The sequence below is a fragment of the Shinella sp. GW821-FHT10F02 genome (assembly GCF_058809275.1).
This window is the reverse complement of the sequence record NZ_JBXASL010000005.1, coordinates 229,958-252,268: the sequence shown is the minus strand read 5'-3', so window position 1 is coordinate 252,268 and position 22,311 is coordinate 229,958. Positions and strand designations below refer to the sequence as shown.

The following is a 22,311-nucleotide window of genomic DNA, read 5'->3' as shown; positions in this document are numbered from 1 at the left end:
GCCACCGTCACCAGCGCCACACCGTCACTCTTACGACCGCGATTTCAACCCGGATGACCGGGGAATCCGCACCATTCAGAGGCCCCGTCTCGTCGGGGCCTCGCCCTCCCAACACATAGCAAGGTCACCTTCTCGGTCATCGCCTAGCCTGTCGTAAGCACCTCTTGTGCTGCCTCCGCGATTACTTGTGTCGGTCACTTCGCCATGATTTTATTGAGATTTTTTGCCTCAACGAGCAGGAACATGACTGACATCAACATCTCCGTTACCTCCACCACGCGCCGCCGTAAGCTGACGAACGGCACCATGGCCGCCTATCCGCAATGGTATGTTAACTGGCGCGACCCCAAGTCCGGCAAGCGTATTCGCCGCGCGTTTGATCGCAAAAAGGACGCGGAGGCGAGCCGCAACGAACTTCTGCGTAAATTCGCCGAAGGATCGTACGTCGGTGAGCGGACGGCCCCGACTGTTGCCAAGGCCCTCGACCATTGGCTTGCCAACAAGGAAGGGCAGGTCAAGGCTTCTACGCTGAAGGGCTATAAGGTCGTGGCGAACGGTGCGATCCGTGGCCCTCTGCTAATCGGCACGCGGCAGGAACGTGCCGACTACACCGAGAGCGGCGTTGCGCCGAAGGGCGCTCGCTTCATCAAGCTCTTGGGCGACATCAAGCTCACCGACCTCACCACGGCTGGTATCCGCGTCTGGCACCGAACCATTGTCGAGCAATGCGGCAACTACACTGCCAACCGGGCAAAGTCGCACCTCAAGTCCATCCTGGCTCTCGCGGAAGAGGACTTCGGCATTCGCGCGCCGTCCATGCCGACCGGCCTCACGCGGGCTCGCCACAAGCCGAAGAAGGCAATCCTGACGCCGGAGGACATCGCCAAGCTCATTACCGCCGCCAAGATGGACGCCGAACACGGAATCTACTACGCCTTCCCGTTCCTCGCGGGCACGCGCCCGTCCGAGCAGCTTGGCCTGCTTTGGAGCGAAGTGGACTTCGACAAGAACATCATCCGCATTCGCCGCATCCAGGAACGTGACGGCACGCTCACTGAGACGGCTAAAACGGCAGCGGGCGTGCGCGACATTCCCATGGGCACGACGCTGCGCGAGATGTTGCTGGAATGGCGTCTTCGCTGCCCACGAAAGGGTAAGGAGCTTCACCGCGTCTTCCCCGGCCCCGGTCGCCTTCAGGAATGGCCGAAACTGCGCATCGGCGGCGGCGGTCCATTGCTCTACCAGAACTACCGCAAACGTTACTGGGCACCGGCCTTCAAGAAGCTGCGCCTTCCGTATGTCACGCCGCACAGCGCCCGGCATTCGTTTATCTCGACGCTCCAGGCCCAGGGCATCGAGGTCGGTTTGGTCGCGCAGATCGCCGGCCATGCCAATCCGACGGTGACGCTCGGGCACTACACGCAGGCTGTACGCGGCGGCGCTGCTGCCGTGGCCGCCCTAGAACGCGCCTACGTGCCGCAGCGGGTTGGCGTACAGCACGGCGGGCCGGCCTGACGCCCTCGGGCCTCGCCGTTAGCTCACGACCACGGCCTCCGGTGGCGCTGCTGCCGGAGGCCGTTCTGTATATGACTGTAATTACGCGATAAATTGTGCCGAGGCTTTCGCTGTGCTTCAATTTTCCCAAAGCGGGAGACTGTGCATGGACTACCTTCTGGTCATCGACAACGCGACGGGTGAAAGCCGGATTATGACGTTGGCTGAAGCGGCGGCGTTGACGCACGTCGAGCCGGAAGACATCGCACGCTCGATCGGGGCTTTCGGTGTCTGCCAGTCCATCGATTTCGTCATTGTGGACACGGAAGCAGCGGACGACGTTCTCGCCGCTTGACCCTTATATATTGGGCCAGCTTTGGCCGTGACGTTTCCGGGGCTTTGGTTCAAACCCTCCCCCCATGCGGTCGATTAGGGCTGTGTCCGGGGGACCCAGGAGATACCGCCAAGTTCGGACGGCCTGTACGCGTATACGCGGCGACCACCATACTTAGGCAACCGCCGCGCTACATAGCCGACTATTCCACCACGTATTTGAGGGCATTCGCCGAGACGCTGACGACGCGCAGCGTCCTGCCCTGGATCGTAACACTTTGGCCGTTTCCGAGCGTGATCGCGATGGGCCGCTGCGCCGTCGCGTATTGCGACGAGCCGCGCGGCGGGATGTACTGGTAGGAGGTCGAACGTGCCGTTCCGTACACGTCGGTCCGGCCGACTGTGCCTTGCACGGTGGTCGTCGTGGAATGCGGAATGATCATCGGGCTCTCGCTCATCGTCGTTGCGTTGCTTTCAACGGTCACGTCGGTCCTTTCGAATACGGCGCGAGAGCCATTCGTGCCGACGAAGCGAACCGTCGTGCCGCCTGCATTCGTGGTGCGGCCGAAGATATCGGCACCGCCAACGACGTTAGGCAGCGCCTTGCGGGACTGGAACGACATGACCACGTCGCCGGCGCCGGCGGAGCGGATTTGGTTCCCGGCCGGCGTCATCAAACTGGTCTTGGTCTCCACCTGAGCGCAGCCAGCAACGAGCGGGAGCAGTACAGCGACGAGAACGAGTGCAGTCTTCTTCATTCGAGCTATCCTATTGAAACGAAAAACTTTCCAAAAAACATGGTCGAAAAGCGCCGTCAATTATGGGGTCTGCGGTTCGATACCTAGGAAGCGTCCGGATATGAACTCCGGTGCCCATCGAGAGCAGGCGGCGTCTGCGGCGGAATGCAGGCGGGCAGGGCTGGCGGGGTGTAGCAGCAGGAGGAAGACCACATGGGCGGTCGTGAATGCCCACAACGACGCGCCGGGTGCCACGGCGCGCAGCCGCTCGGCGCAACGGGCCAAGAACGCCGTCCGCTCGACCCTTGGAAAGTGCTGGTAGATGAGCAGGGATTGGCCGGAAGCGTAGAACGCAGCCACCTCGTCGAGGTAGAGATATTTGGACGAGTCCTTGCGACCCTTCGGCTTCGCCACCTCCAGACCATTATCCGGATCGAAAAAGATCAGGTCAACTTCGCGGAAGGCGTAGGCGCAACGGCCCATGAAAGCGTGGCGGGCGGCAAGTTCGTCAGGCAGCAGGTCATTGTGGTAGAGCGCGCCTGGAATGGCACCTTCATCCTCTATTGTCGCCAAGCGGCGGCGTTCCGGTGCGGACGCGGCATGCGCAAGAATGTCGAACAACTCGGGATCGACGTGGCGATCACGCTCGGGCTGCTGGAGGTAGGCGAGCTTGCCGCCGTCCATCCCACCGTCTGACGGTGTTAGCATCCAGCAGACGCCGATGCGGTTTGCGCCGCCCGACGACAGCGTGCGCAGCAGCGCATACTTGCGATAATCGTTGATGTCCCCGACGTATTGGTCCTTCACGCGCTACCCCACGTTTCGGCGTTTCTAATGACGCCATAACGTACATAGACCCGTGGTGCATGTCATGAACATTTCGTTCGTATGGATTTGTTTGCGACAAACCTCAGAAAGCGCGCAGAGGAACTCGGTATTTCCAATGCTGAAGTCGCACGACGCGCGGGCCTTAGTGAAAGGCGATACGGCAACTACGTTAGCGGCCGGCGCGAGCCAGACCTCGCGACGCTCGTGAAAATCGCGTCCGTGTTGGCAACAACGCCTAACGAACTATTGAGCAGTGCTATTCCAGGGAAGACGCCGCACGAATTGGCTCTTGAAAGAGCAGTGGCCGCATTGGCTGCGTTGCCTATCGAAGATATTGAGCGGGTGGCGATTATGGTCGAGGCGCTTGCAACTCGGCGAGCTTAGAGGCATTTATAAGATTGCCAATATAAGTTGACCTTCACCAAAAAATTACTCTCGGGGCGTTATTTTGCGTGTTATTTCTTCGCACTTAAAAAAATTTCGTCGATTTGCCGACCTTCAGATTATAGGCCTTCCGACAACAGCTAAACTCGTGGTTTTGGCAGGCCCGAACGGCTCAGGAAAGTCGTCTTTGTTCGATGCCTTCCTGCTGCGCTATCGCATAGATACTGGGTACGGTTGGAATGGTGACAGCAAATACTATGATAGGCCCAATGACGCGGTAAGCGATCTCAATGAGCGGATTGTGGTCACTACCGACAAAGGGAGCCAATTCGTTCGCGGCGGAGTCTATGTTCGCTCCGCCTATCGGAATGATCATGAATTTTCGTTGAGTTCATTATCCCGCCAAGGTGCGATTCTGGACAACATCAATTTGAATAGGATGATCGAGCCAGACGCTACAGTCAGTGCAAATTACGGTAGGTTGGCGGCTCAAGCGATGGAAGACGTCTTTGTCAACGAGGACGCCAAGACCACTATGGGTGATTATCGTGAAAAGCTAATCGGTGAGGTTAGGGAGCCACTGAAGCGCTTGTTCCCCGATCTCACCTTCATCGGCGTGGGTAACCCACTCGATCAAGGTACTTTTCAATTCGATAAGGGGACCTCAAGGGGTTTCGACTACAAGAACCTTTCAGGCGGAGAGAAGGCGGCGTTCGACCTCATCTTAGATTTCGTTGTGAAGCGCCGGAGCTACGGCGATGCCATCTACTGCGTCGATGAGCCGGAAACGCATATGAATACCAAACTTCAAGGCGCTCTCCTCGGAGAATTGGTGGGGCTATTACCAGGTGCTTCTCAGCTTTGGATCGCTTCCCATTCGATTGGGATGATGAGAAAAGCGCGCGAACTTTATGACGCCGATCCGGACTCTGTGGCTTTCCTCGATTTCGGCGGACACGACTTCGATCTGCCGACCGTCATCACGCCATCCAAGCCTACTCGTGCCTTTTGGGAGGGGGTGATGAATGTTGCGCTGGATGATCTCACCGCTCTTGTCGCACCGCGCGAAGTGGTGGTCTGCGAGGGTAATCCGGCGGGACCAATTGCGGGTAAGAATGCTGAGCACGATGCACGCGTCTACTCCACAATCTTTGACGAGGAGTTCCCAGATGTAACGTTTATCTCGGCTGGTAGCGCCAATCAGGTGTCTGGTGACTTTTTCGGACTTGCTACCGCATTGCCGAAGATTGCATCGGGCATGAAGGTAACTCGCTTAATAGATCGCGACGACCACGCCCCAGTTGATGTGATCAATCTCCAAAAAGATGGAATCACGGTGCTCAGCCGCAGGCACTTAGAAGTCTATCTCTACGACGACGAGGTTCTGGCTGCCTTGTGCGATTCGGTTGGTAAGTCTGGCGACCTCCCTACTGTTTTGGCAGCCAAACAGAAGGCCATTGCCGACAGCGTTGCGCGCGGCAATCCCCAAGACGACATTAAAAAAGCTGCAAGCTCTATCTATGTCGAGACCAAACGAATTCTTGGTTTACGGCAAATGGGTAACGACCAGATGGCTTTTGTCCGCAATGCTCTTGCCCCGCTGATTAAGCCTGGGATGGCCGTTTATGCGCAACTCAAATTGGATATTTTTGGTCCTTAGAGCGCGAATTGCCACGAACGGCGCTTGCGCAGCGACGTCATTTCGTCTCGCTTTTATGAACTTGTAACCCGACGGTAACCGTGCCTCCATGAGTCGCTTCCGTTCAGCGCGACTTCAACCGCGCCAAAACGCACAAAAGCCCCGGCGAACCGAGGCTTGCGACGTCTTGGAAGAATGGAGCGGGTGAGGCGATTCGAACGCCCGACCCCAACCTTGGCAAGGTTGTGCTCTACCCCTGAGCTACACCCGCTCATCGTCGACGGCCTGGGGTAGTCGGTGGCCGAAGGTCGCTGCGTTGCGGCGACGGGCGCTATATCGCTCAAGCCCTTTCCAAATGCAACAGGGAAATGTCAGTTTTTGCAGAAAAAATCGCGATGACTTTCAAAGTCGCGGATTTTCAGGCGGTTGCGCGCGGGCGGCGGACGTCCTATCAGCGGGCAGGACCAAATCATGCCGGGACGCGCCAAATGACCGACACGCAGCCGAAGACCGACAAGGATCTTTTCCAGTTTCTCGATGGGCTCGGCATCGCCCACAGCACCAAGGAGCACGCGCCGGTCTTCACCGTCGCCGAATCGGTGGCGCTGCGCGACGAGATCCCCGGCGGCCATACAAAGAACCTCTTCGTGAAGGACAAGAAGGACAACTACTTCCTGATGACCGTCGAGGAACATGCGACGGTCGACCTGAAGACGGTGCACACGATCATCGGCGCGTCGAGCCGCGTTTCCTTCGGCAGGCCGGAGAAACTGATGGAATATCTCGGCGTCATCCCGGGCGCCGTCACCGCCTTCGGCGTGATCAACGATGCGGGACGCCAGGTGAAGATCATCATCGACGCGGACCTGATGGCCTATGATACGATCAACGGCCATCCGCTGCGCAACGACGCGACGACCTCGATCGGTTCGAAGGATCTTCTGCGCTTCATCGAGGCGACGGGACACGAGCCGCTTGTCTTGAAAGTCACGTCCTGACATACGATTTGAGGGGCGGTACTTTCCGGGCCGGACACGAGGATCGAAGGCGCGACGCGCGCGCCACAGGAGCAGACCATGAGTGCAAGCGACAACCCCTATGCATCGTCCTATGGCGGGCAGATGAACGTTTCGGCGAGCTATGGCGGCGGCGCGGCACCGGCGGCGGATGACAGCGTCAAGGACACGACGACGGCGAATTTCTCCCGTGACGTGCTGGAGGCATCGCGCCAGCAGCCCGTGCTCGTCGATTTCTGGGCGCCCTGGTGTGGCCCATGCAAGCAGCTCCAGCCGATCATCGAAAAGGTCGTGCGCGAGAGTGCGGGCCGGGTGAAGCTCGTCAAGCTCAACATCGACGACCATCCCTCCATTCCCGGCCAGCTCGGCATCCAGTCCATTCCCGCCGTCATCGCCTTCGTCGGCGGGCGGCCGGTCGATGGCTTCATGGGCGCCGTGCCGGAAAGCCAGGTGCGCGAATTCATCGACAAAGTCGCCGGCCCCGCGGGCGCCGACGAGAAGGCCGAGATCGAGGCGCTGCTCGCCGAAGCCAAAACCCTGTTCGACGCGGGCGATCTTGCGGGTGCGGCCGATCTCTACGGCGCGCTGCTTCAGGCCGATCCGGAGAATCCGCTGGCGTTGGCCGGCATCGCCGAATGCATGATCGCCGCCGGCCAGCCGGAAAACGCCCGCCAGATCCTCGCCAATGCGCCGGAAGCGGTCACCGCCGATCCCGCCGTCGCGGCGGTCCTCAAGAAGCTCGACCAGATCGAGGAGGCGCGCAAGCTCGGCGATCCGGCAGCGCTCGAACAGGCGCTGGCGCTGAACGCCGACGACCATGCGGCACGGCTGAAGCTTGCCAAGATCCGCAATGTCGAGGGCGACCGCCAGGCGGCGGCCGATCACCTGCTCTACATCATGAAACACGACCGCACCTTCGACGACGATGGCGGGCGCCGCGAGCTGCTGCAATTCTTCGAGGTCTGGGGGCCGAAAGATCCGGCAACGATCGCCGCCCGGCGCAAGCTGTCGTCGATCCTGTTTTCCTGAGGCTTTTTTGCCGCGGAATGGCACGGGTCCCTTGAGAAACGCCGTGCCTACCCCACATTGCGGGGAGGCGCCATGGCGAAGGGCGGGCGATGTTTCGCCGTGCTGCGGAATGGGCCGCGGAATGGGAAGGCAATGCCATGCATGTGGGAAATGCGCGTTATCTGAAGCCGGCGGACCTGCCTGAAGCCATCCCCGTCTTTCCGTTGACGGGTGCCCTGCTGCTGCCCGGCGGGCAGCTGCCGCTCAATGTCTTCGAGCCGCGCTATCTCTCCATGTTCGACGACGCGCTCGCCTCGCACCGGCTGATCGGCATGGTGCAGCCGGTCTTCGGCGCCGACAAGGTGGACGATGCCTCAAGCGAGACGCCGGCACTCTGCCAGGTCGGCTGCATCGGCCGCATCACCTCCTTTGCCGAAACGGGCGACGGGCGCTACATCGTCTCGCTCACCGGCGTGTGCCGCTACCGACTCCTGGAAGAGCGGCGCGACGACAAGTCCTACCGCAGCTTCCACATCGCCCCCTTCATCACCGACCTGACGGCAAGCGACGACGAACAGAGCGTCGACCGCGATGCGCTGCTGGCCGCCTTCAAGGCCTATCTAGACGCCAACAAGCTGGAAGCCGACTGGGAAAGCGTGGAGCGCGCCAGCAACACCACGCTGGTCAATTCCATGGCGATGATGTCACCCTATGGCCCGGCGGAAAAGCAGGCGCTGCTGGAAGCACCGGACCTGAAGACGCGTGCGGAAACCCTGATCGCCATCACCGAGATCGTGCTGGCGCGCGAATACGGCGACGTCGACACGATGCTGCAATAGAGTGCCCGCGATGAATGCCAGCACCAGCCGGGTCGATCCCAAGCTGCTCGAACTTCTCGTCTGCCCGCTGACCAAGGGGCGGCTGAGCTACGATGCCAAGACCGGCGAACTCATTTCCGAAAAAGCAAAACTCGCCTATCCGATCCGCGACGGCATTCCGATCATGCTGATTTCCGAGGCGCGTGAAATCAAGGACTGAGTGCCGGGTGCCGGCAAAAGCCTGGCAACCTCTCCTCCGTCATGGTCGGGCTTGACCCGACCATCCATGCCGCGGGTGCCGTGTGGCAATAAGCCGTCAATCAGATCGGCTGACCGACCAGCATGCGCGGATGCCCGCTGCCGGAGGTGCCTTCGGCCTGGCGGATGAAGAAGGATTTGAGGCCGGGCAGGCGATCGACCACGCCGAGGCCGACATCGCGCAGCACGCGCAGCGGCGTCACGTCGTTGGAGAACAGGCGGTTCAGCACGTCCGTGGTGATGCCCATGCGCACCGTATCGAAGCGGCGCCAGGTCTCGTAGCGCTCCAGCACCGACGTCGCGCCGATATCGAGGCCGAGGCGGTCGGCCTCGACGATCGTTTCGGCGAGTGCCGCCACGTCCTTGAAGCCGAGATTGAGGCCCTGGCCGGAAATCGGGTGAATGCCGTGCGCGGCGTCGCCGGCGAGCGCGAAGCGTGGGCCGACGAAGGCGCGCGCCAGCGTCAGGCCGAGCGGGAAGGCGCGGCGGCCGCCGGCGACCTTGAGCGGGCCGAGCTTGTGGCCGAAGCGGCGCTCCAGCTCTTCCTCGAAGACCAGGTCGTCGCTCTCGACGAGGCGGCGGGCATCCTCCGTGCGCTCGGTCCAGACGAGCGAGGAGCGGTTGCCGGTGAGCGGCAGCGTGGCGAAGGGGCCGGCGGGCAAAAAGTGTTCTTCCGCGGTGCCCTCATGCGGGCGCTCGTGCTCGACCGTGGTGACGATGCCGGACTGGCCATAGTCGAAATGCACGGTCTTGATGCCGGCCATGTCGCGCAGCTTCGAGCGCACGCCGTCGCAGGCGACGAGCAGGCGGGTCTGTCGTTCGGAGCCGTCGGAGAGGCGCACGGCCGTCGCGTGCAGGCCGGTGGCAAAACCGTCCGCCGAGGTCGACCAGCGCACGGCAATGCCGAGGATTTCGGCCTGGCGCAGCAGGCTGCCTGTCATGGCGCGATTCGGCACCATATGGGCGAAGGGCTGGCCGTCGTCGCCGGAGCCGGCACCTTCGAACGTGAGGAAGACGGGGCGCACCGGATCGGCCGTGCGCGAATCGGTGATGACCATGCGGCGGATCGGCTCCGCCTCCGGCGCGATCTCGTTCCACACGCCGAGCACGTCGAGCAGGTTGCGCGCGGCCGCCACGATCGCCGAGGCGCGCTCATCCTTCTGCCAGACATGCTCCGGCGCGCCATCGACGACTTCCACGGCGAGATGCGGCGCGGCTTTCTTGATGGCGACAGCGAGCGACAGGCCGACATAACCGCCGCCGGCGACAAGCACGTCGAGCATGGTGCCTTCAGACATGGTCTTCTCCTGGCCGCTTGAGGTCTCCTGCCCCTCTATATAGAGGAGGAAGTACCGTATTCCTACCTTGGGGAGCCACGTCCAAATGTCGCGCCAGCCCGCAAAAAACCCCGCCATGGACCTCCTGCTGGAGACGCTCGACCTCGAACGGCTGGAAACCCGGCTATTTCGCGGCAAGAGCCCGCAGGTCGGCTGGCAGCGGGTGTTCGGCGGGCAGGTGATCGGCCAGGCGCTGGTTGCGGCGACGCGCACGGTGGAGAAGGAAGGCCGCTTCGTGCATTCGCTGCACGCCTATTTCGTGCGGCCGGGCGATCCGTCCGTGCCGATCATCTACGACGTGGAAAACATCCGCGACGGCGGCTCCTTTGCCACGCGCCGGGTCGTCGCCATCCAGCACGACAAGCCGATCTACTTCATGACCGCCTCCTTCCAGGACGACGAAGACGGTTTCGAGCATCAGGCACAGATGCCGGACGTGCCGCAGCCGGAAAACCTGCTCGGCGAAGCGGATCTCAAGGAACGCTTCATGACCGAGGCGCCGGACCATATCCGCGCCTACTGGCAGCGCCCGCGGCCGATCGAGCTGCGTCCCGTCTCGCTCGACCATTATTTTTCGCGCGACAAACTGGAGCCGCGCCAGAACATCTGGGTGCGCACCACCGGCCCGGTGCCGGCCGAGCGCCACCTGCAGGCCGCCGTGCTCGCCTATCTCTCCGACATGACGCTGCTCGATACGTCGCTCTTCGCGCATGGCACCTCTGTGCTTGATCGCACCTTGCAGGTGGCGAGCCTCGACCATGCCATGTGGTTCCACCGCCCACCGGTGCTCGACGACTGGCTGCTCTACAGCCAGGACAGTCCCTCGGCCTTCGGCGGGCGCGGCATGACGCGTGGCGCAATTTTCACCCGCTCCGGCACCCTCATTGCCTCCGTGGCCCAGGAAGGGCTGATTCGGAAAAAGGCAACTGACTAAATTTTGCCCATTATTCCAATAGCGCCTATTTTTTGACCATCTGCGCTGGTGAAATTTTGCGCCGCAGCATGGCGCGTATTTTTATTGCAATCATTTCAGTTGATTAGAGACGCCGTTCGAATCTGGCACGCCCCTTGAATGTGTAGCTCTTAGTCGTTGCGGCGAAGGTTGCCAACGGCAAGGAGAGATGGCCCCGGCTGGGGGAACAAGCACGAAGGATGGGAAACCAGATGAAAATTGTGATGGCCATTATCAAGCCGTTCAAACTCGATGAGGTGCGCGAGGCCCTCACCACCGTTGGCATCCAGGGCCTGACCGTGACGGAAGTAAAGGGTTACGGGCGCCAGAAGGGGCATACGGAAATCTACCGCGGCACCGAATATGCCGTCAGCTTCCTGCCGAAACTGAAGATCGAGATCGCCGTGCCTGCCGACCTCGTCGACAAGGCGGTCGAGGCGATCGCGTCTGCCGCCAAGACCGGCCAGATCGGCGACGGCAAGATCTTTGTCTACTCCATCGACCATGCCGTGCGCATCCGCACCGGCGAAACCGATTCCGAAGCGCTCTAAGCAACCGGCATATTCAGGGAGCATTTTCAAAATGTCGTCATTCAAGCCTTCTCATACCCTCGCCCGCGTGGCTGCTGCCACCACGGCCATGCTTGCGCCGGTTGTCGCTTTCGCGCAGGAAACCGCGCCCGCAGCCACCGAAGCCGTCGCCGCAGCCCCCGTTCCGGACAAGGCGGATACCGTCTTCATGTTCCTGTCGACGCTGCTCGTCTTCTTCATGCTGATCCCGGGTCTGGCACTTTTCTACGGCGGCCTGGTGCGCGCCAAGAACATGCTGTCGGTCCTCATGCAGTGCACCGTCATCGGCGCCATGATGATGATCATCTGGGTCGTCTACGGCTATTCCTTCGCCTTCGGCGGCTCGACCAGCGCCTATTTCGGCGGCTTCGCCAAGATGTTCCTGTCGGGCGTGACCGTTGACAGCACGGCCGCCACCTTCTCCGACGGCGTCGTCATTCCGGAATATATCTTCATCCTGTTCCAGATGACCTTCGCCGCCCTCACCCCGGCCCTCATCATCGGCGCCTTCGCCGAGCGCATCAAGTTCTCGGCCGTCCTGCTCTTCACGGCACTCTGGGCCACCTTCGTCTACTTCCCGATCGCCCACATGGTCTGGGATGCCAACGGCCTGATCTTCGGCATGGGCGCCCTCGACTTCGCCGGCGGCACCGTCGTGCACATCAATGCCGGCGTGGCAGGCCTCATCGGCGCGATCATGGTCGGCAAGCGCACCGGCTTCGGCAAGGACATGATGGCCCCCCACTCCATGACGCTCACCCTCGTCGGTGCCGCCATGCTGTGGTTCGGCTGGTTCGGCTTCAACGCCGGCTCCAACCTTGAAGCTTCGGGCGGCGCGGTTCTCGCCACCGTCAACACCTTCGTCGCAACGGCTGCCGCAATCCTCGCCTGGTCGCTCGTCGAGACCTTCACCCGCGGCAAGGCTTCGCTGCTGGGTGCGGCTTCCGGCATGATCGCCGGCCTCGTCGCCGTCACCCCGGCTGCCGGCTCCGTCGGTCCGTTCGGCGCCATCGTGCTCGGCCTCATCGTCTCGCCGGTCTGCTACTTCTTCGTCGCCGTCGTGAAGAACAAGTTCGGCTACGACGACACGGCGGACGTCTTCGGCGTACACGGCATCGGCGGCCTCATCGGTGCGCTCGGCACCGGCATCTTCACCGCCCCGTCGCTCGGCGGCACGGGCGGCGCGGATTTCTCCATCGCCTCGCAGTTCATGACGCAGCTCACCGCCGTCGTCATCACCATTGCCTGGTGCGGCATCGTCTCGGCGATCCTCTACAAGGTGGTCGACATGATCGTCGGCCTGCGCGTCACCGTCGAAGCCGAGCGCGAAGGCCTCGACCTCTCCTCGCACGGCGAAGCGGCCTACCACTCCTAATGGCTTCGCGGCGGCTCCAGCAGCCGCCGCAAAACGTCCCGTCGCGGCCATAGGAAACTATGCCGCCCTTGGCCCGGACCCAAAAAGTCCGGGCCTTTTTCACGCCCGAGGCCGAAACCGGCGCCACGAAAGCGGCATGGTTAACATGCCATTAAGGCTTCCTTCGTAGGGTTCACAGTCAGGCACATCCGCGAATCGCGCGGAATCGGTGCGGTTTTCCTTGGACGGACTATAGGCTGTAACCATGAGCAGAAGCATCTCGGCAGGACTGGATAACCGTCACGACCGCTTCGTTCTGTCGGCATTCGTCTGGCGACAGTTGCAGATCCTGTTCGGGCTCTGCACCTTCCTCGGCCTTGCCTTCGCGGTCGCCGCACTCTCCACCTGGAACGTCTCCGACCCGAGCCTCTCCTATGCCTCGAGCGGCGCGCCGGCCAATATCCTCGGTTATCCCGGCGCCGTCTTCGCCGATATCTTCATGCAGTTCTTCGGCATTGCCAGCGTCATCGCGCTGCTGCCCGTCGTCGCCTGGGGGCTGGCGCTGATCAGCGGCCGGCGCTTCAACCGCGTGCCGCAGCGCGCCGGCGCCTGGCTCGGCGGCGCGATCCTCGCCTCCGCAGCGCTTGCCTGCGTGCCCGCACCCGTCACCTGGCCGCTGCCGACCGGGCTTGGCGGCGTCTTCGGCGACATGATCCTGCGCTTCCCCGCCCTCTTCACCGGCGCCTACCCGACCGGCCTCTTCGCCAGCATCCTCGGCGGCATCATCGCCATCCCGGCCGCCTGGCTGATGGTTTTCGCCGCCGGCCTGATCGGCTCCGTCACGATCGAGGACGAGGAGGATTTCGCTCCCGTCCCCACACCGAGCCGCGCGCGCACCATCGCCGAGGAGAACGAGGACGACGACGACCGGGAAGGCCCGCTCACCGTTTTCGCCGGCGCCATGACCCATGCGTGGTACACCGGCCATGCCCGCATGCGCCGCCTCTTCGGCCTCGCCAACCAGCGCCGCAAGGCGCGCGGCATCGAGCAGCCCTATGATTTCAACGAGGATGAGTTCGGCACGCTGAACGAGCCGGTGCGCGCCCGCACCCCTTCCCGCGGCGCCTCCGAGCGCGTCGAACCGTCGCTCGACGGCCGCCGCGTCGTCGTCGCCCCGCCGATGGCCGGCGACGAGGACGACGACCTGCCCTTCGACAGGGACGACGAACCGATGCGCCGCCCGAGCGGCATCCTGCCGGACGACGATGCGGACGACGTCGCCGCCGACTGGGCGCCGCGCCGCGCCCCGGCCCGCCAGCCCATGCCCGCCACCACCGCCCGCGTCGTGCCCCCCGCCGCCCGGCCCAAGCCCGGCCAGCGCATCGAGCGCGAGGCGCAGACCTCCTTCGTCGGCCCGGACGGCTTCGCGCTGCCGCCGATCCACCTGCTCGCCGAGCCGAAGGGCCAGGTGCGCGACACCACGCTGTCGGCCGACGCGCTGGAGCAGAATGCCCGCATGCTGGAAGGCGTGCTGGAGGATTTCGGCGTCAAGGGCGAGATCATCCATGTGCGCCCCGGCCCGGTCGTCACGCTCTACGAACTGGAGCCCGCACCCGGCATCAAGTCGTCGCGCGTCATCGGCCTTGCCGACGACATCGCCCGCTCGATGAGCGCGATCGCCGCCCGCGTCGCCGTCGTGCCCGGCCGCAACGCCATCGGCATCGAGCTGCCGAACCAGAGCCGCGAGACCGTGTACCTGCGCGAACTCATCGCCAGCCGCGATTTCGAGACCTCCAAGGCCAAGCTCGCCATGGCGCTGGGGAAGACGATCGGCGGCGAGCCGGTCATCTCCGACATCGCCAAGATGCCCCACCTGCTCGTCGCCGGCACCACCGGCTCGGGCAAGTCGGTCGCCATCAACACCATGATCCTCTCGCTGCTCTACAGGCTGAAGCCGGAACAGTGCCGCCTGATCATGATCGACCCCAAGATGCTGGAACTCTCCGTCTATGACGGCATCCCGCACCTCCTCTCCCCCGTCGTCACCGATCCGAAGAAGGCCGTCGTCGCCTTGAAATGGACCGTGCGCGAGATGGAGGAGCGCTACAAGAAGATGTCGAAGATCGGCGTGCGCAACATCGACGGCTTCAACAGCCGCGTCGAGCAGGCGCTGGCCAAGGGCGAGCAGATCAGCCGCACCGTGCAGACCGGCTTCGACCGGCAGACCGGCGAGGCGATGTACGAGACGGAGGAATTCGATCTCCAGCCGATGCCCTATATCGTCGTCATCATCGACGAAATGGCCGATCTGATGATGGTCGCCGGCAAGGACATCGAAGGCGCGGTCCAGCGCCTCGCCCAGATGGCCCGCGCCGCCGGCATCCATGTCATCATGGCAACGCAGCGCCCCTCGGTCGACGTCATCACCGGCACGATCAAGGCGAACTTCCCGACCCGCATCTCCTTCCAGGTGACCTCGAAGATCGACAGCCGCACCATCCTGGGCGAACAGGGCGCCGAACAGCTGCTCGGCATGGGCGACATGCTCTACATGGCCGGCGGCGGGCGCATCCAGCGCGTGCACGGCCCCTTCGTCTCGGACGGCGAAGTGGAGGCCGTCGTCGCCCATCTGAAGACGCAAGGTTCCCCGCAATATCTCGACGCAATCACTGAGGACGACGACGAGGATGGTGAGGGCGGCGGCGGCCCGGCCGGCACCGCAAACCTCGAGGATTCGGACGATCCCTACGACCAGGCCGTGGCCGTGGTGCTGCGCGACGGCAAGGCGTCGACCTCCTATATCCAGCGCCGCCTCGGCATCGGCTACAACCGCGCCGCCTCGCTGATCGAGCGCATGGAGAAGGAGGGCCTGATCGGCCCCGCCAACCACGCCGGTAAGCGCGAGATCCTCGTGCCGACGGAAGAGTAAATTTCGGAACGACGACCGGGAACGGGGCGCCGTCTGCGGCGTTCCGCCCGCAAGTTCCGCGTCAGGGCCGGATGCCATTATGGCGCCGTGTTTGGCCCGCATGACACGCAGATGAAGGAGACCAACATGATCCCATCCGAGAAAGGCCAGGCGACCGGCATGCTGACCCGCCGTGGCTTCACCTGCCTGATGGCCTTCACGCTCGCAACCGGCCTTTCGGCGCTGGCGCCCGCCGATGCTTCGGCGCAGGCAAGCGGCGCCGCCCAGAAGATCGCCGACCACTTCGCCTCCGTGAAGACGATGATCGGCGAATTCGTGCAGTTCGGCCCGCGCGGCGAACAGACCGGCGGCAAGTTCTACATCAACCGTCCGGGCAAGATCCGCTTCAACTACGAAGAGCCCTCGCCGATGCGCGTGATCGCCGACGGCAAGTCCGTGGTCATTGGCAACCGCAAGCTCAAGACCTGGGATATTTACCCGCTCTCCAAGACCCCGCTCAACCTGCTGCTCGGCGAGAAGATCGACCTCTCCGCCAAGATGGTGCGCAACGTCAAGGAAGAGGCGGACCTCACGACCATCGTGCTCGGCGACCGCAACATGTTCGGCGATTCGACCATCACCATGATGTTCGACCCGAAGACCTATGACCTGCGCCAGTGGACGATCACCGACGCGCAGGGCAAGGACACCTCCGTGATGATCTTCAACGTCAAGACGGGCGTCGCCCTCGACGAGAAGGTCTTCTCGATCCCCTATGACGAGGTCCGCAACAAGGGCGCGAACTGAGAAAGCCGTTTCCGTTTCGTCATGCATGCGCTAAGACGCCCCGGACAGATTTCCGGGGGCAGGCATGGCACTTTCGATTGCGACGTGGAACATCAATTCCGTGCGGCTGCGCATGCCGCTCGTCGAACATTTCCTGACGACCTTCTCACCGGATATCCTGTGCCTGCAGGAAACCAAATGTCCGAACGACCTCTTCCCGTTGAAGCCGCTGAAGGCGCTCGGCTACGAGCACATCGTCTTTCACGGCCAGAAGGGCTACCACGGTGTCGCGACCATTTCCCGCCTGCCGCTGACCGAGATCGTCGAGCGGCGTGACTATTGCGGCGTGGGCGACGCGCGCCACATCTCGGTCGTCTTCCATCACCGCGGCAAGTCGATCCGCCTGCACAATTTCTATGTGCCGGCCGGCGGCGACGAGCCGGACCGCACGATCAACCAGAAATTCGGCCATAAGCTCGATTTCATCGAGGAGATGAAGCTGCTGCACGCCGAGGCAGAGGCCGGCATCTCCTCGATCCTCGTCGGCGACCTCAACATCGCGCCCTTGGAGCACGACGTCTGGTCGCACAAGCAGCTCCTGAAGATCGTCAGCCACACGCCCATCGAGACCGAGGGCCTGATCGACGTGATGACCAAGGGCGCCTGGGTCGACCTGATGCGCCGCAAGGTGCCGGCGCACGAAAAGCTCTATACGTGGTGGAGCTACCGCTCGGCCGACTGGGTCGCCGCCGACAAGGGCCGCCGCCTCGACCACATCTGGTCCTCCGCCGACCTCGAACCGCATCTCACCGATATCAAGGTCATCCGCGAAGCCCGCGGCTGGGAACGGCCGTCGGACCATGTGCCGGTGATTGCGGAATTCGACTTTTAAGGATTAAGCAAAACGCCCCGCGAGGCTGCGCATCTCGCTGATCATCGCTGCGAGGTTTTCGCGGATGCGGGCGTCGACGAGGACGGCGACGTCCGGGTATTCCTCCAGCATGCGCCGGAAGAGCGGGCGGTTGATGCGGATGACCTCGCTGTCCTCGGTCGCCACCGCCGTATATTTGCGCTCGACGGCGGAAATCATCGCAAGCTCGGAGAGCAGCGTGCCGGCCTGCGCCGTGCCTTCGTCGCGGGTCGAGCCGTCGCGAAGCGTCGAGGTGAGGCCGAACGCACCGGAGGCGACGACGAAGCCGCAATCGGCGGACGTGCCCTCGCGAAACAGCGTCTGCCCCTCGACCAGCCGGCGGCGCTCGGCGCCAAAAGCCATCAGCCGGAGCTTGTCGTCGGCGAGCCCCGCAAAGAGCGGCACGCGGGAAAGCAGGGCGATGTCGTCGCTGAGAGCCACGGTGGGCATCCCTCCAAAAGCAATTCCGGGACGTTAAAAACCTTACGGTACGATCTTGTAGCCGCCGTTTTCTGTCACGAGAATCTCCGCATTGGAAGGGTCCCGCTCGATCTTCTGGCGCAGACGATAGACATGGGTCTCCAGCGTGTGGGTCGTCACGCCGGAATTGTAGCCCCAGACCTCTTCCAAGAGCACGTCGCGCGTCACCACCTTCTGGTCGGCGCGGTAGAGGTAGCGGATGATCGCCGCCTCCTTCTCCGTCAACCGGATCTTCTGGCCGTTTTCGAGCGTCAGCAGTTTCTGGCCCGGCTTGAACGTATAGGGGCCGACGGTGAAGGTGGCGTCCTCGCTGCTCTCGTGCTGGCGCAGTTGCGCGCGGATGCGCGCGAGCAGCACGGCAAAGCGAAAGGGCTTCGTCACATAGTCGTTGGCGCCGGCTTCCAGCCCGAGGATCGTGTCCGAATCGGTGTCGTGCCCGGTCAGCATGATGATCGGCGCCTTGAAGCCGCCCTTGCGCAGCAGTTTTACGGCTTCGCGCCCGTCCATATCCGGCAGGCCGACATCCATGATAAGCAGGTCGATCTGGTTGGCGCGGGCCGTCTGGATGCCCTTGCCGGCCGTCATTTCCTCGAGCGTGGAGAATTCCTCGTAGAGCGAAAGCTGCTCGACGAGCGTCTCGCGAAGGTCGTTGTCGTCATCGACAAGAAGGATGGTGCGGGATGTCATGCTTTACCTCTCGGCATTCCTCTGAAAGTAAGGGAACTGGCGCTTTTGGCAAGCCCGTCCATGGCTTAGCCAGTCAAGTTGCCACAAGGCGCGAATATGGCGGAATGACATGAGCCGGATCACATCTCCTAAACATTGCGTGAAGACCATCCTCGTGCGCCCCGCACCGGGCCGGAAGACCCGCGCCATCGTGCAGGTCGGTTCGTTGCGCATCCCCGCCGCAATCGGCCGCACCGGACGTACCAGCGTCAAACGCGAAGGCGACGGCGCCACGCCCATCGCCGCCATGCCGCTGCTCTCCGGCTTTGTGCGCGGCGACCGCGTGGCCTTGCCGGGGACCACCCTGCCCTTCCGCCGCATCCGGCCCTCCATGCTCTGGTGCGACGCGCCGAGCCATCCGAGCTACAACCGCCTCGTGCGCGCGCCGTTCAAGCCGAGCCACGAAGAGATGCGGCGCGCGGACGGGCTCTATGACATCTGCCTCGTGCTCGACTGGAACGTCACCTCGCGCCGCCGCAACAAGGGCTCGGCGATCTTCTTCCACCTGATCCGCCCCGGCTACGAGCCGACGGCCGGCTGCGTCGCCATCGCGAAGCGCGACATGCTGCGCATCCTGCCGCATCTGCGCCGTGGCACGGTCGTGCGCGTGCTCTGACGATTTTGCCGGCAGGCGGGCTGAAATGCTGCGCTGCGGGACCTATATCAGCCTCGACCGTCGCCGGGCTGCAAGGCGCCACGGGAAACCCGTCTGGGTTCAAGCACGCCAAACCTTTTTCACGGAGAGATTCTGATGAGCGATCAACCGACAATCCTGTTTCATGATGGCAACAGCATTCCCCAGATCGGCCTCGGCGTCTGGCAGACGCCGAACGACACGGCCGTGACCGCGGTCAAGGCGGCACTCGACAGCGGCTACCGCCATGTCGATACCGCGGCGATCTACGAAAACGAGCAGGGCGTCGGCGAGGGCATCCGCGCCTCCGGCGTCGACCGCGCCGAAATCTTCCTCACCACGAAGCTCTGGAACGGCGACCAGGGCCACAATGCGACGCTGAAGGCCTTCGACGCCAGCCTGAAACGGCTCGGCACCGATTATGTCGACCTCTACCTCATCCACTGGCCGGCGCCGAAGCGCGGCCAGTTCGTCGACACCTGGAAGGCCTTCATCCAGCTCCAGAAGGAAGGCCGCGCCCGCTCGATCGGCGTGTCCAACTTCTATCCGGAACACCTGCAGCGCCTGATCGACGAGACCGGCATTACCCCGGTGATCAACCAGATCGAGCTGCATCCGGATTTCCCCCAGAAGGAAACCCGCGCCTACCACGAAAAACACCGCATCATCACGGAATCCTGGAGCCCGCTCGGCCAGGGCACGCTGCTGACAAACTCCGTCGTTGCCGGTATCGCGGCAAAACACGGCCGCACGCCGGCCCAGGTCATCACCCGCTGGCACATCGACAACGGCCTGGTGGTCATCCCGAAATCGGTGACGCCGTCGCGCATCGCGGAAAACGTCAAGGTCTTCGACTTCAAGCTTGACGACGAGGACATGGCGACCTTTGCCGGCCTCGAAAAAGGCGGCAAGCGAATCGGCCCGGACCCGATGACGGCGAGCTTCTGATTCTGCAACGAGTGGCACCGGTTGTTTTTCGACCGCCGGAAAAATCCGCTGACCTCTCCTCCGTCATGGTCGGGCTTGACCCGACCATCCATGCCCCAACGCGGGTGGATCCTCGGGTGAAGCCCGAGGATGACGTCGGGGGTGGGGCGACCTCAGTCGTCCGTTTCAATTTAAGCCAGCGTTTTCGGCGTCACGAAGGCTTCAAGCCGGCCCGAGCCGGGCGCGACATCCGCCCAGCGCTCGTGATCGAAGGCGATCACCGCCAGCCCCGCCGTTGGGTATTTCGTGCGCAATCGACCGAGCGCATCGGCCTCGCCCTGCGTTGCCAGGAGCGCGGCCAGCTCTTCAAAACCCGGATTGTGCCCAATGACAAGAAGAGTCCCGCTCTCATCTGGCGCCTCGTGGATCGCAGCCAGAATCGCCGCCGGTGCGGCCTCGTAGATCGACGGCACGGTGCGGGATGGGCAGGGTCTCGCAAAGGCCGGCGCGACCAGCGCCCAGGTCTCCTGCGTGCGGCGGGCGGATGACACCAGCGCGAAATCCGGCTCAAGGCCCGCGGTGGCCATATGGATGCCCATGCGCGGGGCATCGCGGCGGCCCCGGTCGCCGAGCGGCCGGTCGTGATCCTCGACGCCATCCGGCCAGGCCGATTTTGCATGACGCAGGAGGAGAAGGCGTTTCATGGAAATCTCCTTCAAACGAGAGGCCGGCAAACAAAAAGGCCGGGAGCTATCTCCCGGCCTTTTATCACAACGCCAATGCGGCCGTGATCATTTCCATTCGCGGATATCGACGAAGTGGCCGGCGATCGCGGCGGCGGCGGCCATGGCCGGCGAGACGAGATGCGTGCGGCCCTTGAAGCCCTGGCGGCCCTCGAAGTTGCGGTTCGAGGTGGAGGCGCAGCGTTCGCCCGGCTTCAGGCGGTCGTCGTTCATGGCGAGGCACATGGAGCAGCCCGGCTCGCGCCAGTCGAAACCGGCTTCCTTGAAGATCTTGTCGAGGCCTTCGCGCTCCGCCTGTTCCTTCACTAGGCCGGAGCCCGGAACGATCATGGCATCGACCGTGGAGGCGACCTTCCGGCCCTCGACGACGGCGGCGACGGCGCGCAGGTCCTCGATGCGGCCATTGGTGCAGGAGCCGATGAAGACGCGGTCGATGGCGATGTCGGTGATCTTGGTTTCCGGCTTCAGGCCCATATAGTCGAGCGCGCGCCACTTGGAGGAGCGCTTCGTCTCGTCCTCGATCTCGTCCGGGTTCGGCACGACGCCCTGCACGGAGACGACGTCTTCCGGCGAGGAGCCCCAGGAAACGATCGGCGGCAGGTTGGCGGCATCGAGCACGACGACGCGGTCGAAATGCGCGCCTTCCTCGGTGTAGAGCGTCTTCCAGTATTCCAGCGCCATGTCCAGCGCCTTGCCCTTCGGCGCGCGCGGCTTGCCCTTGATATATTCGAAGGTCTTTTCGTCCGGCGCGATGAGGCCGGCGCGCGCGCCGCCTTCGATCGTCATGTTGCAGATCGTCATGCGGCCTTCCATCGACAGCGCACGGATCGCCTCGCCCGCAAACTCGATGACATGGCCGGTGCCGCCGGCGGTGCCGATCTCGCCGATGATGGCGAGAATGATGTCCTTGGCGGTGACGCCCGGCGGCAGCTGGCCGTCGACGCGCACCAGCATGTTCTTCGCCTTTTTCTGGATCAGCGTCTGGGTGGCCAGAACGTGTTCCACTTCCGAGGTGCCGATGCCGTGCGCCAGTGCGCCGAAGGCGCCATGCGTGGAGGTGTGGCTGTCACCGCAGACGATGGTCATGCCCGGCAGCGTAAAGCCCTGCTCGGGGCCGACAATGTGCACGATGCCCTGGCGCACGTCCTTTTCGGAGTAATATTCGACGCCGAATTCCGCCGCGTTGGTGGCGAGCGCCTCGACCTGGATGCGGCTTTCCTCGTTCTTAATGCCCTGGGCGCGATCCGGCGAGGTCGGCACGTTGTGGTCGACGACGGCGAGCGTCTTTTCCGGCGCGCGGACCTTGCGGCCGGCCATGCGCAGGCCTTCGAAGGCCTGCGGGCTCGTCACCTCGTGAACCAGGTGACGATCGATGTAGAGAAGACAGGTTCCGTCTTCCTGGCGGCTGACGATGTGATCGTCGAAAATCTTGTCATAGAGGGTACGGGGTGCACTCATGGCTCTTCATCC

The 22,311-nt window shown here is 63.2% G+C and carries 23 protein-coding genes and 1 tRNA gene; 16 read left to right on the top strand and 8 right to left on the bottom strand.

Annotated elements, in window-relative coordinates:
- The first annotated feature begins 243 nt into the window (after window positions 1–243).
- Window positions 244–1,515 (top strand): tyrosine-type recombinase/integrase, encoded by a 1,272-nt coding sequence (locus AC1RWL_RS17360; protein ID WP_493095476.1) that lies wholly within the window; start codon window positions 244–246, stop codon window positions 1,513–1,515.
- A 145-nt stretch (window positions 1,516–1,660) separates the two neighbouring features.
- Window positions 1,661–1,849, top strand: coding sequence for a hypothetical protein (locus tag AC1RWL_RS17355; protein WP_493095477.1), 189 nt, complete (start codon window positions 1,661–1,663; stop codon window positions 1,847–1,849).
- Between the two features lie 181 nt (window positions 1,850–2,030).
- Here AC1RWL_RS17355 and AC1RWL_RS17350 read toward each other — a convergent pair whose 3' ends face one another.
- A complete protein-coding gene (locus AC1RWL_RS17350; protein ID WP_493095478.1) occupies window positions 2,031–2,585 on the bottom strand; it encodes a hypothetical protein in 555 nt (184 codons plus the stop codon).
- Between the two features lie 60 nt (window positions 2,586–2,645).
- A complete protein-coding gene (locus AC1RWL_RS17345; protein ID WP_493095479.1) occupies window positions 2,646–3,371 on the bottom strand; it encodes a hypothetical protein in 726 nt (241 codons plus the stop codon).
- A gap of 81 nt (window positions 3,372–3,452) precedes the next feature.
- On the opposite strand from AC1RWL_RS17345, the gene AC1RWL_RS17340 reads away from it, so the two are divergent.
- Complete coding sequence (locus AC1RWL_RS17340; protein WP_493095480.1) at window positions 3,453–3,776, top strand: helix-turn-helix domain-containing protein; 324 nt, start codon at window positions 3,453–3,455, stop codon at window positions 3,774–3,776.
- A gap of 64 nt (window positions 3,777–3,840) precedes the next feature.
- Window positions 3,841–5,436 carry an AAA family ATPase gene (locus AC1RWL_RS17335; protein WP_493095482.1) on the top strand — a complete coding sequence of 532 codons (1,596 nt, stop codon included), beginning with the start codon at window positions 3,841–3,843 and terminating at the stop codon, window positions 5,434–5,436.
- A 175-nt stretch (window positions 5,437–5,611) separates the two neighbouring features.
- Here AC1RWL_RS17335 and AC1RWL_RS17330 read toward each other — a convergent pair.
- Window positions 5,612–5,686: transfer RNA gene (locus AC1RWL_RS17330), tRNA-Gly, on the bottom strand.
- Window positions 5,687–5,903: 217 nt separating this feature from the next.
- Here AC1RWL_RS17330 and AC1RWL_RS17325 point away from each other — a divergent pair.
- From AC1RWL_RS17325 to AC1RWL_RS17310, 4 genes are all read left to right on the top strand, one after another.
- Window positions 5,904–6,413: a prolyl-tRNA synthetase associated domain-containing protein gene (locus AC1RWL_RS17325; protein WP_319324740.1), complete on the top strand. Its 510-nt coding sequence runs from the start codon at window positions 5,904–5,906 to the stop codon at window positions 6,411–6,413.
- A gap of 78 nt (window positions 6,414–6,491) precedes the next feature.
- On the top strand, window positions 6,492–7,460 hold the full coding sequence (trxA, locus tag AC1RWL_RS17320) for a thioredoxin (RefSeq protein ID WP_493095483.1): 969 nt from the start codon (window positions 6,492–6,494) through the stop codon (window positions 7,458–7,460).
- 137 nt (window positions 7,461–7,597) lie between these two features.
- Entirely contained in the window at window positions 7,598–8,278 is a 681-nt protein-coding gene (locus tag AC1RWL_RS17315) for an LON peptidase substrate-binding domain-containing protein (protein WP_256119582.1), read from the top strand.
- 10 nt (window positions 8,279–8,288) lie between these two features.
- Window positions 8,289–8,477 carry a Trm112 family protein gene (locus AC1RWL_RS17310; RefSeq protein WP_256119510.1) on the top strand — a complete coding sequence of 63 codons (189 nt, stop codon included), beginning with the start codon at window positions 8,289–8,291 and terminating at the stop codon, window positions 8,475–8,477.
- A gap of 100 nt (window positions 8,478–8,577) precedes the next feature.
- Here AC1RWL_RS17310 and AC1RWL_RS17305 read toward each other — a convergent pair whose 3' ends face one another.
- Window positions 8,578–9,798, bottom strand: a complete 1,221-nt coding sequence (locus tag AC1RWL_RS17305; protein WP_493095627.1) for a ubiquinone biosynthesis hydroxylase — start codon at window positions 9,796–9,798, stop codon at window positions 8,578–8,580.
- 100 nt (window positions 9,799–9,898) lie between these two features.
- Between AC1RWL_RS17305 and tesB the strand changes: the two genes are divergently transcribed.
- The 6 genes from tesB (at window position 9,899) to AC1RWL_RS17275 (ending at window position 17,313) form a co-directional block, all read left to right on the top strand.
- Complete coding sequence (gene tesB / locus AC1RWL_RS17300; RefSeq protein WP_435268332.1) at window positions 9,899–10,786, top strand: acyl-CoA thioesterase II; 888 nt, start codon at window positions 9,899–9,901, stop codon at window positions 10,784–10,786.
- Window positions 10,787–11,004: 218 nt separating this feature from the next.
- Window positions 11,005–11,355: a P-II family nitrogen regulator gene (locus AC1RWL_RS17295; protein ID WP_305112267.1), complete on the top strand. Its 351-nt coding sequence runs from the start codon at window positions 11,005–11,007 to the stop codon at window positions 11,353–11,355.
- A gap of 31 nt (window positions 11,356–11,386) precedes the next feature.
- On the top strand, window positions 11,387–12,748 hold the full coding sequence (locus AC1RWL_RS17290; RefSeq protein WP_256119513.1) for an ammonium transporter: 1,362 nt from the start codon (window positions 11,387–11,389) through the stop codon (window positions 12,746–12,748).
- A gap of 244 nt (window positions 12,749–12,992) precedes the next feature.
- The gene (locus AC1RWL_RS17285; RefSeq protein ID WP_493095484.1) at window positions 12,993–15,656 is read left to right on the top strand and encodes a DNA translocase FtsK; all 2,664 of its coding nucleotides are present in this window, start codon (window positions 12,993–12,995) and stop codon (window positions 15,654–15,656) included.
- 111 nt (window positions 15,657–15,767) lie between these two features.
- On the top strand, window positions 15,768–16,442 hold the full coding sequence (locus AC1RWL_RS17280) for an outer membrane lipoprotein carrier protein LolA (protein ID WP_493095485.1): 675 nt from the start codon (window positions 15,768–15,770) through the stop codon (window positions 16,440–16,442).
- A 64-nt stretch (window positions 16,443–16,506) separates the two neighbouring features.
- The gene (locus tag AC1RWL_RS17275) at window positions 16,507–17,313 is read left to right on the top strand and encodes an exodeoxyribonuclease III (protein WP_439618074.1); all 807 of its coding nucleotides are present in this window, start codon (window positions 16,507–16,509) and stop codon (window positions 17,311–17,313) included.
- 3 nt (window positions 17,314–17,316) lie between these two features.
- On the opposite strand, the gene AC1RWL_RS17270 is transcribed toward AC1RWL_RS17275, so the two are convergent.
- Window positions 17,317–17,772 (bottom strand): cyclic nucleotide-binding domain-containing protein, encoded by a 456-nt coding sequence (locus AC1RWL_RS17270; protein WP_256119517.1) that lies wholly within the window; start codon window positions 17,770–17,772, stop codon window positions 17,317–17,319.
- Window positions 17,773–17,814: 42 nt separating this feature from the next.
- Window positions 17,815–18,498 carry a response regulator transcription factor gene (locus tag AC1RWL_RS17265; RefSeq protein WP_256119518.1) on the bottom strand — a complete coding sequence of 228 codons (684 nt, stop codon included), beginning with the start codon at window positions 18,496–18,498 and terminating at the stop codon, window positions 17,815–17,817.
- A 109-nt stretch (window positions 18,499–18,607) separates the two neighbouring features.
- Between AC1RWL_RS17265 and AC1RWL_RS17260 the strand changes: the two genes are divergently transcribed.
- Together AC1RWL_RS17260 and AC1RWL_RS17255 are read left to right on the top strand one after the other, a co-directional pair.
- Window positions 18,608–19,153: a L,D-transpeptidase family protein gene (locus tag AC1RWL_RS17260; protein ID WP_493095487.1), complete on the top strand. Its 546-nt coding sequence runs from the start codon at window positions 18,608–18,610 to the stop codon at window positions 19,151–19,153.
- 135 nt (window positions 19,154–19,288) lie between these two features.
- Window positions 19,289–20,119, top strand: a complete 831-nt coding sequence (locus AC1RWL_RS17255; protein WP_493095488.1) for an aldo/keto reductase — start codon at window positions 19,289–19,291, stop codon at window positions 20,117–20,119.
- 170 nt (window positions 20,120–20,289) lie between these two features.
- Here the strand turns inward: AC1RWL_RS17255 and AC1RWL_RS17250 are convergent, their stop codons facing one another.
- Together AC1RWL_RS17250 and leuC are read right to left on the bottom strand one after the other, a co-directional pair.
- On the bottom strand, window positions 20,290–20,802 hold the full coding sequence (locus tag AC1RWL_RS17250) for a SixA phosphatase family protein (protein ID WP_493095489.1): 513 nt from the start codon (window positions 20,800–20,802) through the stop codon (window positions 20,290–20,292).
- Window positions 20,803–20,889: 87 nt separating this feature from the next.
- Entirely contained in the window at window positions 20,890–22,299 is a 1,410-nt protein-coding gene (gene leuC, locus AC1RWL_RS17245; RefSeq protein ID WP_439618077.1) for a 3-isopropylmalate dehydratase large subunit, read from the bottom strand.
- Window positions 22,300–22,311: the final 12 nt, after the last annotated feature.